At 65.2% G+C, this 13,114-nt stretch carries 13 protein-coding genes; 3 read left to right on the top strand and 10 right to left on the bottom strand.

What is annotated here, in order from left to right; translation table 11 throughout:
* Positions 1-370: 370 nt before the first annotated feature.
* Complete coding sequence (locus AC1DQ3_RS03700; protein ID WP_477118812.1) at positions 371-1,303, bottom strand: ferritin-like domain-containing protein; 933 nt, start codon at positions 1,301-1,303, stop codon at positions 371-373.
* A gap of 133 nt (positions 1,304-1,436) precedes the next feature.
* Here AC1DQ3_RS03700 and AC1DQ3_RS03695 point away from each other — a divergent pair, with 133 nt between their 5' ends.
* The 3 genes from AC1DQ3_RS03695 (at position 1,437) to AC1DQ3_RS03685 (ending at position 3,584) form a co-directional block, all read left to right on the top strand.
* A complete protein-coding gene (locus tag AC1DQ3_RS03695; RefSeq protein WP_477118811.1) occupies positions 1,437-1,961 on the top strand; it encodes a gamma carbonic anhydrase family protein in 525 nt (174 codons plus the stop codon).
* Positions 1,962-2,000: 39 nt separating this feature from the next.
* On the top strand, positions 2,001-3,029 hold the full coding sequence (hslO, locus tag AC1DQ3_RS03690; protein ID WP_477118810.1) for an Hsp33 family molecular chaperone HslO: 1,029 nt from the start codon (positions 2,001-2,003) through the stop codon (positions 3,027-3,029).
* A gap of 114 nt (positions 3,030-3,143) precedes the next feature.
* A complete protein-coding gene (locus AC1DQ3_RS03685) occupies positions 3,144-3,584 on the top strand; it encodes a hypothetical protein (protein ID WP_477118809.1) in 441 nt (146 codons plus the stop codon).
* Between the two features lie 123 nt (positions 3,585-3,707).
* On the opposite strand, the gene ftsB is transcribed toward AC1DQ3_RS03685, so the two are convergent.
* From ftsB to AC1DQ3_RS03640, 9 genes are all read right to left on the bottom strand, one after another.
* Positions 3,708-4,043, bottom strand: coding sequence for a cell division protein FtsB (gene ftsB / locus AC1DQ3_RS03680; RefSeq protein ID WP_477118808.1), 336 nt, complete (start codon positions 4,041-4,043; stop codon positions 3,708-3,710).
* Between the two features lie 93 nt (positions 4,044-4,136).
* Entirely contained in the window at positions 4,137-5,426 is a 1,290-nt protein-coding gene (eno, locus tag AC1DQ3_RS03675; protein WP_477118807.1) for a phosphopyruvate hydratase, read from the bottom strand.
* Positions 5,427-5,532: 106 nt separating this feature from the next.
* Positions 5,533-5,823, bottom strand: a complete 291-nt coding sequence (locus AC1DQ3_RS03670; protein ID WP_477118806.1) for a DUF1330 domain-containing protein — start codon at positions 5,821-5,823, stop codon at positions 5,533-5,535.
* Between the two features lie 85 nt (positions 5,824-5,908).
* Complete coding sequence (gene kdsA, locus AC1DQ3_RS03665; RefSeq protein ID WP_477118805.1) at positions 5,909-6,781, bottom strand: 3-deoxy-8-phosphooctulonate synthase; 873 nt, start codon at positions 6,779-6,781, stop codon at positions 5,909-5,911.
* A 31-nt stretch (positions 6,782-6,812) separates the two neighbouring features.
* Positions 6,813-8,465, bottom strand: a complete 1,653-nt coding sequence (locus AC1DQ3_RS03660; RefSeq protein ID WP_477118804.1) for a CTP synthase — start codon at positions 8,463-8,465, stop codon at positions 6,813-6,815.
* 261 nt (positions 8,466-8,726) lie between these two features.
* On the bottom strand, positions 8,727-9,548 hold the full coding sequence (locus tag AC1DQ3_RS03655) for a proteasome-type protease (RefSeq protein ID WP_477118803.1): 822 nt from the start codon (positions 9,546-9,548) through the stop codon (positions 8,727-8,729).
* A 143-nt stretch (positions 9,549-9,691) separates the two neighbouring features.
* Positions 9,692-10,516, bottom strand: coding sequence for a transglutaminase family protein (locus tag AC1DQ3_RS03650; RefSeq protein ID WP_477118802.1), 825 nt, complete (start codon positions 10,514-10,516; stop codon positions 9,692-9,694).
* 42 nt (positions 10,517-10,558) lie between these two features.
* Entirely contained in the window at positions 10,559-11,512 is a 954-nt protein-coding gene (locus AC1DQ3_RS03645) for an alpha-E domain-containing protein (protein ID WP_477118801.1), read from the bottom strand.
* Between the two features lie 110 nt (positions 11,513-11,622).
* Positions 11,623-13,095 (bottom strand): circularly permuted type 2 ATP-grasp protein, encoded by a 1,473-nt coding sequence (locus tag AC1DQ3_RS03640; protein ID WP_477118800.1) that lies wholly within the window; start codon positions 13,093-13,095, stop codon positions 11,623-11,625.
* Between the last annotated feature and the right edge of the window lie 19 nt (positions 13,096-13,114).

Genomic DNA, 13,114 nt, shown 5'->3' with positions numbered 1-13,114 from the left:
GACACGCTTGAGCTTCGCTCTTGCCTCCTACTAAGAATATCGAGATAGCTAGCGCAAGGGAGTTAGCAAATACTTTGTTGGCGCGCATGATCAGACCTAGTAGCAACTAACTCAAGTTGGGTAACCAACGCGCCGTACGAACGGGGCGACGAGAGCCGGCTTGATCCACCCGTTGTCTCCGCAGATTAATTCCACTTCAAATATTGTGATCGGATAGACTACCCAAAGCGCACCTTCTGGCAAATAGCAATGTTTCTAATTTGATTTGATATTTTCTAACGGCGTTGATCGTTTATCCCAATATTGGGAAATCAAATTCAGTCGTGCCGACGCAATTCCGCAAAGGCACCGACGGCGCCACCCAGCAGGCCTATGTCGCCCCGGCGGACTCCTGCTGACCGGCCTGCCTCTCCAGCCACGCCAACTCATCCTCGTCGAACCCCGCCGCGCGGCGCGCCGCCAGGTTGAAGGGCGGCCGCAGGCGCGGTGCCTGATAGCGCGCGGCCAGATCGGCGTAGGTGGCAACCGGGTCGAGGCCACGAGCCGCGCATAGCCAGCGGTACCAGCGGTTGCCGATGGCGACGTGGCCCACCTCGTCGCGCAGGATGATGTCGATGATGGCGGCGGCGTCATGATCGCCGGCGGCGGCCAGCTTGGCGCGCACCGGCGGCGAGGCGTCCAGGCCGCGCGCCTCCAGCGTGCGCGGCACCAGCGCCATGCGCGCCAGCACGTCGCCGGCGGTCTTGTCGGCCATTTCCCAAAGACTGTTGTGCGCGGGGAAATCGCCATAGCGTGCGCCCAGCGTGGCCAGGTGCCCGGCCAGCAGGCTGAAATGCAGCGCTTCCTCGTCGGCCACGCGCAGCCAGTCGCGGTAGAAGGCCTCCGGCATCCCGCCGAAACGCCAGATCGCATCCAGCGCCAGGTTGATGGCGTTGAATTCGATATGCGCCAGCGCGTGGATCAACGCCGAGCGGCCGGCGGGCGTATGGATGGAGCGGCGCCGCTCGACCCGCTGTGGCGGCACCAGTTCGGGCAGCGGCGGCCGGCCGGGCAGCGGCAACCTGTCCGACAGGGACTCGCCGATGCCAAGGGCATGCGGCGTCATGGCCTCGGCCGCCTGGCGCAGGCTGCGCGTGGCAGCGGCTTTCCCGGCGGCATCGCACATGCACAGGATGGCAAGCGCCTGGCGGCGCAAGGACGGCGCCGCCAGGCCGGATGGCCCATCGGGTGCGGCAAGCATGGTACGGGCAGGATCTGCGTCGGCGGCGCGCAGGCCGGCGGCATTGGGTAGGTTGGCTGGCATAAGCGTAAAATTCGGGTTGCCGCCATTGTAGAGCGCGGCCGGCAGCGCTTTCGCGCCGGCACGCCCATGTCCACGCCCTTTAAAGCCCGGCGGCAAACCCCATATACCCAAACGAACTTGTGCAGGAGACTTCATGGCGCTTTACCAGCTCGGCGATCTCGTCCCCAACATCGATCCGGATGCCTACGTGGCGCCGGAAGCCACCATCATCGGTAACGTGACGCTGAAGGCGCGTGCCAGTGCCTGGCCGGGCGTGGTGATCCGGGGCGACAACGAACCGATCGTGGTGGGCGAGTCCAGCAATGTGCAGGAAGGCACCGTGCTCCACACCGATCCCGGCTGCCCGCTGACCATCGGCGACAAGGTATCGATCGGCCACCAGGCCATGCTGCACGGCTGCACCGTGGGCGAAGGCTCGCTGATCGGCATCCAGGCGGTGATCCTGAACCGCGCCGTGATCGGCAAGGAATGCCTGGTCGGCGCCGGCGCGGTGGTCACCGAAGGCAAGGTGTTCCCGGATCGCTCGCTGATCCTGGGCGCGCCGGCCAAGGTGGTACGCGAACTCACCGATCAGGATGTGGCCAACCTGTACCGCAATGCCGAAACCTACGCCACGCGCCAGGCCATGTACAAGACGCAACTCAAACGCATCGACTAAGGCGCCGCGCCGCCCGCGCCGATTTACCGACGGATCATCGTGACTGACACCATCACCCCCGACACCCTGCAGAAATTCCTGTTCGACGCGGCCCCCGTGCGCGGCGAACTGGTGCGCATGCAGGCCACCTGGCAGGAAGTACTGCGCCGCAATCATTACCCCGCGCCGGTGCGCCGCCTGCTGGGCGAAATGATGTCCGCCGCTGCCCTGCTTTCGGCCAACCTGAAGTTCAACGGCGCGCTGGTGATGCAGGTGCACGGCGACGGCCCGGTGCGCATGCTGGTGGTGGAATGCCTGTCGGACCTGTCGATGCGGGCGACCGCAAAACTCGCCGAAGGCGTGGCGCTGGCCGACGATGCCACGCTGGCGGATCTCGTCAACGTGGGCGGCCGCGGCCGCTTCGCCATCACGCTGGATCCGCAGGACAAGCTCCCCGGACAGCAGCCATACCAAAGCGTCGTGCCGCTGGCCGATGCGCATGGCCCGATGGCGTCGATGACCGCCGTGCTCGAACACTATATGCAAGCGTCCGAGCAGCTCGACACCCGGCTGTGGTTGGCCGCCGACGACAAGGTTGCCGCCGGCATGCTGCTGCAGAAGCTGCCCTCCTACGGCGGCACGCTGGAAGGCCATGCCGGGCGCGCACCCGCCGAAGTCGGCGAAACCGGCGCGCCGCTGGCGCACAGCGGCCGCGCGCAGGATCTCGACACCTGGGATCGTGCCTGCCAGCTCGGCGCCACGCTGAAGGACGAGGAGCTGCTGGCCGAAACACCCGACACCCTGTTGCGCCGCCTGTTCTGGGAAGACCTGGAAGCCACCGGCCTGCGCGTGTTCGAACCGCTCACGCCGCACTTCCAGTGCTCGTGCTCGCGCGCCAAGGTGGCGGGCATGCTGCAGAACCTCGGCCGCGTGGAGATCGAGGACATCCTGGTCGAACGCGGCGAAGTGGAAATCCAGTGCGATTTCTGCGGCCAGCAGTACCACTTCGATCCGGTCGACTGCGCGCAATTGTTTGCACCGGCGCCTGTCGCGACCGGCGCCGGCGACGGCGCGGGGCAGCAACACTGAGTGCTGAGTAGTAACGTCGCGGGGCGCGGTGGCTCAAGAGGAACCCCACCAGGAACCTTTAGGCCTTTCAATGAGGTCCAAGCGTCAGTGACCTACCAGAGTCAGGGAGTCAACATGCCCGCTTTGTCTTCGAACCCGTCCGCCGCGGCCGCGCGGCAATTGCCATGCCCCGCCCGCGTGCCGGGCGCGATCAGCGCCCTGCTGCTCGGGGCGGTGCTGGCCTGCGGCGGCTGCGCCGAGTTGCCGCGCGACGCCAACGGCTCGCCGCCGACCTTGCGGCTGGCGCCCAACGGGGTTCCGCCGGCGCCCATCACCGCTGAAGAAAAGAAGAAGCTCGACGCCCTGAACCGCCAGGTGCTGCTCGAGCAGGAGGCCGCCATCGCCCGCCAGCAACAGGCCGAGGCCATGGCGCAGGCGGCAGCCTATGCCTATCCCGCACCCAGCTGGAACCTGTATTACGGTGGATGGGGCGGCGGCCACTGGGGTGGCGGCGTTGGCTTCAGCAGCCCTGGATACTGGGGCTGGGGCGGCTACCCGTACCCGTACTGGTGGTGATACCGGTGGTGAGTTGAACCGGCGGCAGACGCGAGCCGGCCGCATCCCTCCGATGCCGGGGGTTGCCACGAGGCAATCGAGAACAGGAAAATCGAGAAAGGCGGGGCTGGCGCCCGTCGCCCGTCAGTGGCGGAAGGCCGGGGAATTCGCCGGAGGCGGCAGCGGCGGCGTGGCGCTGACCTTGGGCGCGGGCGCCACGAACTGCACGAACACCTCGCCATCCTTGACCATGCCCAGCTCATAGCGGGCACGTTCCTCGATGGCGCCGGTGCCATCCTGCAGGTCCTTCACTTCCCCTTCCAGCTTGGCATTGCGCAGCTTCAGCGACTGGTTGCGCGCAGTCTGCTCCTGCACCTGCTTGTCCATTTCCCACACACGCAGCCAACCACCCTTGCCCAGCCACAAGGGATACTGGATGGCGAGCAACAGCACAAACAACAGCAACGAGATCAGGCGCATGGGTGATGGCGCGTGGGTGATGGCACGTAAGCGAAAAAGGAAGTTGGGTCAGCACCGGCCGCGGCATTGACCGCGGCCGGTGCTGACACGAGCTTAGCGCAGATTGTAGAACGCGCTCTTGCCCGGGTAACTGGCGATATCACCGAGATCTTCCTCGATGCGCAGCAGCTGGTTGTACTTCGAGATACGGTCCGAACGCGACAGCGAGCCGGTCTTGATCTGGCCGGCGTTGGTGCCCACCGCGATATCGGCGATGGTGCTGTCCTCGGTCTCGCCCGAACGGTGCGAGATCACGGCGGTGTAGCCGGCGCGCTTGGCCATCTCGATGGCGGCGAAGGTTTCGGTCAGGGTGCCGATCTGGTTGATCTTGATCAGGATCGAGTTGCCGATGCCCTTCTCGATGCCTTCCTTCAGGATCTTGGTGTTGGTGACGAACAGGTCGTCGCCCACCAGCTGCACGCGCTTGCCCAGCTTGTCGGTCAGGACCTTCCAGCCGTCCCAGTCGCCTTCGGCCATGGCGTCCTCGATCGACACGATCGGGAACTTGTCGCACAGGTTGGCCAGGTAGTCGGCGAACTGCGTCGCGGTCAGCTTCAGGCCTTCGCCTTCCAGGTGGTACTGGCCTTCGCCTTCGTGATAGAACTCGCTGGCGGCGCAGTCCAGTGCCAGCAGCACGTCTTCGCCTGCACGATAGCCGGCCTTCTCGATGGCCTGGACAATGGTGTTCAGGCACTCTTCGTTCGAAGCGAAGTTCGGCGCGAAGCCGCCTTCATCGCCAACCGCCGTCGACATGCCCTTGTCGGACAGGATCTTCTTGAGCGCGTGGAACACTTCGGCGCCGCAACGCAGGGCTTCGCGGAAGCTCGTCTGCGACACCGGCATGATCATGAATTCCTGGATGTCCAGGCTGTTGTTGGCGTGCGCGCCACCGTTGACGATGTTCATCATCGGCACCGGCATCTGCATCGCGCCCGAACCGCCGAAGTAGCGGTACAGCGGCAGGCCGGCTTCTTCGGCTGCAGCCTTGGCCACGGCCATCGACACGGCCAGCATGGCGTTGGCGCCCAGGCGGCCCTTGTTCTCGGTGCCGTCGAGATCGATCAGGGTGCGGTCCAGGAAAGCCTGCTCGGAGGCATCCAGGCCCATGATGGCTTCGGAGATTTCGGTGTTGATATGCTCGACGGCCTTCAACACGCCCTTGCCGAGATAACGCGACTTGTCGCCGTCGCGCAGCTCGATGGCTTCGCGCGAACCGGTGGACGCGCCCGACGGCACGGCCGCGCGGCCCATCACGCCGGATTCGAGCAGGACGTCGCACTCGACCGTCGGGTTACCGCGCGAGTCGAGAACTTCGCGACCGATGATATCTACGATTGCACTCATGGATTCCTCTTGGACTGTTTTGATGCTTGATGACTTCTACTGCACGGGCGCCATGCCCTGGACTACCGCTGACGGGCGCTGAATCACACCGACGCCTGACTGATGCTTAAGCGCCTTCTACCACGATCATGTTCATGCGCGCGGCATGCTCGCGCGACTTGCGCGCGGCGCGATATTCTTCGCTGTCGTGGAACGACTTTGCCGCTTCATAGCTGGGAAACTTCAGTACGACCACGCGCGTCGGGGCCCAGTCGCCCTCGAGCGTCTCGGTCTTGCCGCCACGCACCAGCACCTCCGCGCCATGCATCTTCATGGCATGGCTGGAAAGTACCTTGTACTCCTCGTACTGCCGGGGATCGGTGACATCGACGTGGGCAATGATATAGCCGCTGGCCATGGCGTATCTCCGTGTGATTTTATGATGTGGATTCTACCTGGCTGATCATGGCCGCCTGATGACGGCCATGATCGGCACCATGCGCTCAGGCGCAGGTTGCCGGCCAGCTGAAATTGTCTTCGAGGAAGCCCGAGCGCTTGACCAGCGTATCGAGTTCCTTGAGCACGGACAGCAGTTCCTTCATGCGCGACAGCGGCACGGCGTTGGGGCCGTCCGACATGGCCTTGCTCGGGTCCGGGTGCGTTTCCATGAACAGCCCGGCCACGCCGGTTGCCACGGCAGCGCGCGACAGCACCGGCACGAACTCGCGCTGGCCGCCGGAGCTGGTGCCCTGGCCGCCCGGCAACTGTACCGAGTGCGTGGCATCAAACACCACCGGCGCGCCGGTCTCGCGCATGATCGCGAGCGAGCGCATGTCGGAGACCAGGTTGTTGTAGCCGAAGGAGACGCCGCGTTCGCAGGCCATGAAGCTGTCTTCCGGCAGCCCCGCCTCGCGCGCGGCATCGCGTGCCTTGTCGATGACGTTCTTCATGTCATGCGGCGCGAGGAACTGCCCCTTCTTGATATTGACGGGGCGGCCGCTCTGCGCGCAGGCACGGATGAAGTCGGTCTGGCGGCACAGGAAGGCCGGCGTCTGCAGCACGTCCACCACCGCGGCCACCGGCTTGACCTCGTCGATCTCGTGGATGTCGGTCAGCACCGGCACGCCGATCTCGCGCTTGACCGTGGCCAGGATCTCCAGCCCCTTCTCCATGCCCAGCCCGCGGAAGGTCCTGCCCGACGAACGGTTGGCCTTGTCGAACGAGGACTTGTAGATAAAGGGGATGCCGAGCGCGCCGGTGATCGCCTTGAGCTCGCCGGCGGTATCCAGCGCCATCTGCTCAGACTCGATCACGCACGGACCGGCGATCAGGAAGAACGGCCGGTCCAGGCCAACGTCAAATCCACAGAGTTTCATCACTAGTCTCCTGCTTGCGGTGCCCTGGGCCTCAGCCCGCCGTGCTCTGCTGGTTGGCCAGCGCCGCTTCCACGTAGGCCTTGAACAGCGGATGGCCGTCGCGCGGGGTCGAGGTGAATTCCGGGTGGAACTGCACGCCCACGAACCACGGGTGCAGGCTTTCCGGCAGTTCCATCATTTCCGGCAGGTCTTCCGTCGGGGTACGCGCCGAGATCACCATGCCCGCCTTTTCCAGCGTCGGCACATAGTGGTTGTTGACCTCGTAGCGGTGGCGATGGCGCTCGTTGACTTCCTCGCCATAGATCTTGGCCGCCTTGGTACCCGGCCTGACCGGCACGCGCTGGGCGCCCAGGCGCATGGTGCCGCCCAGGTCGGACTCGGCGGAGCGCTGCTCGACCTTGCCCTCGCGGTCGACCCATTCGGTGATCAGTGCGACCACCGGATGCTCGGTTTCCAGGTTGAACTCGGTCGAGTTGGCATCGGCCATCGCCGCCACGTGGCGGGCGAACTCGATCACGGCCAGCTGCATGCCCAGGCAGATGCCAAGGTAAGGCACCTTGTTCTCGCGGGCATATTGAATCGCGCGGATCTTGCCTTCCGTGCCGCGCTTGCCGAAGCCGCCCGGGACCAGGATGGCGTCCAGCGGCTTGAGCACTTCGAGGTGGCCCGATTCGAGTTCTTCCGAATCGATGTACTCGATGTTCACGCGGGTGGCGGTGTGCATGCCGGCGTGGCGCAGCGCTTCGATCAGCGACTTGTACGACTCGGTCAGGTCGACATACTTGCCCACCATGCCGATGGTGATCTCGTGCTGCGGATTTTCCTGGGCATTGACCAGGCGCTGCCACATGGCGAGATCGGCCGGCTTCGGATCGATACGCAGCTCTTCGCAGATCAGGCGGTCGAGGCCCTGCTCGTTGAGCATCTGCGGGATCTTGTAGATGCTGTCCACGTCCCACACCGAGATCACGGCTTCCTGCGGGATATTGGAGAACAGCGAAATCTTGGCGCGCTCCTCGTCCGGGATCGGACGGTCGGCGCGGCACAGCAGCGCGGTCGGCGAAATGCCGATTTCACGCAGCTTCTGCACCGAGTGCTGGGTCGGCTTGGTCTTCAGCTCGCCGGCGCTGGCAATGAACGGCACCAGCGTCAGGTGCACGAAGGCCGCGTGGTTGCGGCCCATGCGCAGGCTCATCTGGCGCGCGGCTTCCAGGAACGGCAGCGATTCGATATCGCCCACCGTGCCGCCGATTTCCACCAGCGCGACATCCGCCTTGCCACCGTGCGACGCGGCCGCGCCGCGCTCGATGAAGGCCTGGATTTCGTTAGTGATGTGCGGGATCACCTGCACCGTCTTGCCGAGATACTCGCCGCGGCGTTCCTTGCGGATCACCGACTCGTAGATCTGGCCCGTGGTGAAGTTGTTCGACTTGCGCATCTTGGCCGAGACGAACCGCTCGTAGTGGCCGAGATCGAGATCGGTTTCAGCGCCGTCTTCCGTGACGAACACCTCGCCATGCTGGAAGGGGCTCATCGTGCCGGGATCGACGTTGATGTAGGGATCTAGCTTGAGGAGGGTGACTTTGAGGCCGCGCGACTCGAGAATGGCCGCGAGCGAAGCAGCAGCGATGCCCTTGCCGAGTGAAGAGACGACACCACCGGTGACGAAGACGAATTTGGTCATAAACCGAGCTTGCCGGGGAAATCGGGATTATACATGAGAGCCCGGCTGCTGCAGCGCCGCATTTAAGACAAGTGGCCTTGCCCGCCAGGCGCTGAGATGCATTCGCCCCTCGCGCCGCGCCCTGCGCCGCCGCCCTGCGCCGCGCCGGCTACCGGCGCGCGATCATGGGCGAATCGCCCCGCATTTCGCCGACGAGATCGCGGATCAACCCGGCCGTCTGATCGGGCTGCTCCATCGGGTAACGATGCGGGGTGCCCGCCTTCAGTCCTGGGTGCCGGCGCGTTCGCGCGTGGCGCGCACCGGCTGGCCCCAGCGGTCGCCCTCGCCCTGGCGCGCCAGTGGAAACTCCGCCGGCGCGGCGGCATCCCATTGCGGATCGCTGATCTCGCCGAACACCTGGCGCAGGCGGTGCCCCCAGGTATCGCGGATCATGCGGAAGTAGGCGTTCTTCTCGTCGATATTGACGAAGCGGGTCACGCGCAGCGAATCGCCCTCGTAGACCAGCAGGTCCAGCGGCAGGCCCACCGAGATATTGGATTTCAGGGTGGAATCCATCGAGATCAGCGCGCACTTGGCCGCCTGGCCAAGCGGCAGCGACGGCTCCACCACGCGATCGATGATGGGCTTGCCGTACTTGGCCTCGCCGATCTGGAAATAGCAGTTCTCCGGCGTGGCTTCGACGAAATTCCCGGCCGCGTACACGTGGAACAGGCGCACCCGCTCGCCACGGATCTGCCCGCCGAAGAGCAGGCTCACATTGAACTCGATGCCGGCCTCGCGCAAGGCATGGGCATCGTGCTTGTGCACCTGGCGCACTGCGTCGCCGACGATGGCGGCCGCCTCGAACATATCGCGCGCAGTCCAGAGCAAGCGCTTCTCGTCCCGGCCTTCGGCGAGTATCTGCCGCACCGCCTGGCTGATCGCCAGGTTGCCCGCCGTCAGCAGCACCATCACGCGATCGCCCGGCTCCTCGAACACGGTCATCTTGCGCGCGGTCGAAATCGCATCGACCCCGGCATTGGTGCGGGAGTCGGAAAGGAACACCAGACCGGCATCCAGCCGCATGGCTACACAGTACGTCATGATCTCGTCTAGTTATGGTGCACGGTCGCCCCGGCGCCCTGCACGGGGTCAGGCCACACTCTGGCGCCGCCCCCCGCGCGGCGGAACACTGTGGCCGGAACACCGCATTCCGCCCGCTTCTGGTGCTTTACGCACCACCTCGCTCACTGCAGCGGTGCAATGGTAATCTCTACCGCCAACCGCTCGCCGTCGCCGCCTTCCCGAATGCCTCGCACCGGCGCAGCCATACGGTAATCGCGCCCGACCGCCAGCCGGACATGGCGCGCGTCGCTCAGGCAAGCGTGCGTCACGTCGATACTGCACCAGAGCGCCTTGTCCGCATCCACGCAGACATCGGCCCAGGCATGGCTTGCCAGCGCGGACGCCGCCGGATCGTAGAAATAGCCGCTGACGTAGCGCGCCGGCACGCCCAAGGCGCGGCAGCACGCCACCATTACCTGTGCCTGGTCCTGGCAAACCCCGCTGCCCAGCCCGAAAGCCCCGCTCGCCGAAGTACCCACATCCGTGCTATCCGCCTTGTAGCGCACCCGCGCGGCAATGCCGCCGGCCAGGGCCAGCAGGGCTGGCACGTCCAGCCCCGCCGCCAGGTAGGGCGCGGCAAAGCGGATCATCTCCGGATTCGCGGTAGTCAGCGGCGTGCTGCCCAGGTAGTACAGCGGCGAGACGCGCGTCTCGCCCGCCGGCGGCGCATCGCAGAAGTACGACACCGCGCCGCTGCCGGGCGGCGTCACCTCTACCACGCCAGAGGCCTCGATCTCCAGCATATGCGCCGGGCCCGACACGGTAAAGCTGTGCACGATATTGCCGAAGCCGTCGCGTGCCTCGGAAAGGTTGCCGGGCACGGACAACTGCCATTGCTGCACGGCCTGCAGCGGGCCCGAACGCGGCGCGAGCCGCAGTTCGTGCACGCTGCGCCGAACCGGCTCGGCGTAACGGTAAACCGTTTTGTGATGGATCTTGTATTTCACGATGTGGCGAGGCCGGCATCACCTCCCACGTAATGTCGTGGATCAGGCAGCCAGCAACGGCACGAGGAAATCCCGGCTGATGCCGTTGCCGAGGTCGCCGATGCGCTCCAGGAAACTGGTCAGGTAAGCATGCAGCCCGACGGCAAAGATGTCGTCGATGCGCGCATATTTCAAATCAGCGTGGAGTTTACCAGCCTGCCGCTCGGTTTCCGAGGATTGCTGGTTTCCGACCAGCGCCAGGATCGCCACCACCTCGTCCATGCTCGACACCAGCGAACGCGGCATGTCAGGGCGCAGGATCAGCAGCTCGGCCACGCGCTCGGGCGTGATCACCGTGCGGTAGATCTTGCGATAGACCTCGAAGCCGGACACCGAGCGCAGCACCGCCGCCCAATGATAGAAATCGTTGGCATCGCGATCGGGGTCGCTGTCGTCCAGCGTGTCGGCCTGGAACTTGACGTCGAGAATCCGCGCGGTATTGTCGGCGCGTTCCAGGAAGGTACCCAGCCGCATGAAGTGGAAGGCATCGTCCTTGAGCATGGTGCCGAACTGCACGCCGCGCGCCAGGTGGGAGCGGAACTTGACCCATTCGAAGAACTGCGAGGGATCGTCGGCCAGGATGCCGTCGGCGATCATGCGCTGCACATCGAGCCAGGTGGTGTTGATGGTTTCCCACACCTCGGTGGTCAGCGAGCCGCGCACCGCGCGCGCGTTCTCGCGGGCCGCCCGCAGGCAGCTCATGATCGACGAGACATTGGTCATGTCCCGCACCATGAAATCGATCACGTCATCGCGCGTGAGCAGGTCGTATTTGTTGTCGAACACCTGTGTCAGCTCGGAAATGTCGAGCATGGCCCACCAGCCCTGTTCCGCCACTTCGGCGGATTGCGGCAACAGCGAGGTCTGGTAATTCACATCGAGCATGCGCGCGGTATTCTCCGCGCGTTCGGTGTAGCGCGCCATCCAGAACAGATGGTCGGCAGTGCGGCTAAGCATGTCAGTCCCCTCGTATGGCGCTGTTCGCCCGCACACCGCCGGCATGGCGGCGGCCGGCGCGTGCATTCTCAAACCATCCTTGCTCAAACCATCCTTGCGTGCACCGCGCCTCAGCGCTCCAGCACCCAGGTGTCCTTGGTGCCTCCGCCCTGCGAGGAATTGACCACCAGCGAGCCCTCCCGCAGCGCCACGCGCGTCAGTCCGCCGGGCACCATGCGCACATCCTTGCCCGACAGCACGAAGGGCCGCAGGTCGATGTGGCGCGGCGCGATGCCGGACTCGACATAGGTCGGGCAGGTGGAAAGCGCGAGCGTGGGCTGCGCGATGTACTGCTCCGGACGCGCCCGCACGACCTCGCGGAAGGTGTCGATCTCGGCGCGCGTGGCGGCCGGGCCCACCAGCATGCCGTAGCCGCCGGCGCCGTGGGTTTCCTTCACCACCAGTTCGTCCATGTGATCGAGCACGTACTGCAGGTCGTCGGGACGGCGGCACATATAGGTCGGGACGTTGTTCAGGATCGCTTCCTCGCCGAGGTAGAAGCGGATCATGTCCGGCACATAGGGGTAGATCGATTTGTCGTCCGCCACGCCGGTGCCGATGGCATTGCAGATGGTGACGTTGCCGGCGCGATAGACCGACAGCAGCCCCGCCGCGCCCAGCGTGGAATCGGGCCGGAATACCAGCGGGTCGAGGAAGTCATCGTCGACCCGGCGATAGATCACGTCGATGCGCTGCGGACCCTGCGTGGTGCGCATATAGAGATGATCGTCCTCCACGAACAGGTCGCTGCCCTCCACCAGCTCCACACCCATCTGCTGGGCCAGGAAGGCGTGCTCGAAGTAGGCGGAGTTGTACATGYCGGGCGTGAGCACCACCACCGTGGGATCGGTGATGTTCTGCGGCGAGACGCCGCGCAGCATGTCGAGCAGCAGGTCGGGATAGTGGGCCACCGGCGCCACGCGGTTGCGCGCGAACAGGTCGGGGAACAACCGCATCATCATCTTGCGGTTTTCCAGCATGTAGGACACGCCGGAAGGCACGCGCAGGTTGTCTTCCAGCACGTAGAACTCGCCCTCGCCAGCGCGCACCACGTCGATACCCGCGATGTGGGCGTAGATATCGCGCGGCACGTCGATGCCGAGCATCTCGGGCCGGTACTGCGCGTTGTTGTAGATCTGGTCGGGCGGGATCACGCCGGCGCGGATGATGTCCTGGCCGTGATAGATATCGTGGATAAAGCGGTTCAGCGCGGACACCCGCTGGCGCAGCCCGCGCTCCAGCGTAGCCCACTCGCTGGCGGGGAAAATCCGGGGAATCACGTCGAACGGGATGGTGCGCTCGGTGCCGCTGTTGGACTCGTCCTTCTCGCCGTAGACGGCGAAGGTAATGCCAACCCGCCGGAAGATCAGGTCCGCCTCGGCACGCTTGTTGCCCATGGTCCCTTCGGACTGTCGCGCCAGCCAGTCCGCGAACTGCTTGTAATGCCCGCGCACGGCACCTGCCGGCAGGGACTCTCCCGCGTGGACTGCTGCTGCCACGCCCTCGTGCCAATCTAGCATCTCGTCGAAAAACCGCGCCGCCATGATGGCCGTTCCCCCTTGA

Source organism: Cupriavidus sp. 01T418 (genome assembly GCF_056398885.1).
The sequence above is the reverse complement of the archived record's forward strand: the minus strand, read 5'-3'. Positions and strand labels throughout refer to the sequence as shown.

What these genes read in the sequence shown, in the direction of transcription:
- AC1DQ3_RS03700 (WP_477118812.1), bottom strand. Translation starts at nt 1,303, where the DNA reads ATGCCAGCCAACCTACCCAATGCCGCCGGCCTGCGCGCCGCCGACGCA.
- AC1DQ3_RS03695 (WP_477118811.1), top strand. Translation starts at nt 1,437, where the DNA reads ATGGCGCTTTACCAGCTCGGCGATCTCGTCCCCAACATCGATCCGGAT.
- AC1DQ3_RS03685 (WP_477118809.1), top strand. Translation starts at nt 3,144, where the DNA reads ATGCCCGCTTTGTCTTCGAACCCGTCCGCCGCGGCCGCGCGGCAATTG.
- ftsB (WP_477118808.1), bottom strand. Translation starts at nt 4,043, where the DNA reads ATGCGCCTGATCTCGTTGCTGTTGTTTGTGCTGTTGCTCGCCATCCAG.
- eno (WP_477118807.1), bottom strand. Translation starts at nt 5,426, where the DNA reads ATGAGTGCAATCGTAGATATCATCGGTCGCGAAGTTCTCGACTCGCGC.
- AC1DQ3_RS03670 (WP_477118806.1), bottom strand. Translation starts at nt 5,823, where the DNA reads ATGGCCAGCGGCTATATCATTGCCCACGTCGATGTCACCGATCCCCGG.
- kdsA (WP_477118805.1), bottom strand. Translation starts at nt 6,781, where the DNA reads ATGAAACTCTGTGGATTTGACGTTGGCCTGGACCGGCCGTTCTTCCTG.
- AC1DQ3_RS03660 (WP_477118804.1), bottom strand. Translation starts at nt 8,465, where the DNA reads ATGACCAAATTCGTCTTCGTCACCGGTGGTGTCGTCTCTTCACTCGGC.
- AC1DQ3_RS03655 (WP_477118803.1), bottom strand. Translation starts at nt 9,548, where the DNA reads ATGACGTACTGTGTAGCCATGCGGCTGGATGCCGGTCTGGTGTTCCTT.
- AC1DQ3_RS03645 (WP_477118801.1), bottom strand. Translation starts at nt 11,512, where the DNA reads ATGCTTAGCCGCACTGCCGACCATCTGTTCTGGATGGCGCGCTACACC.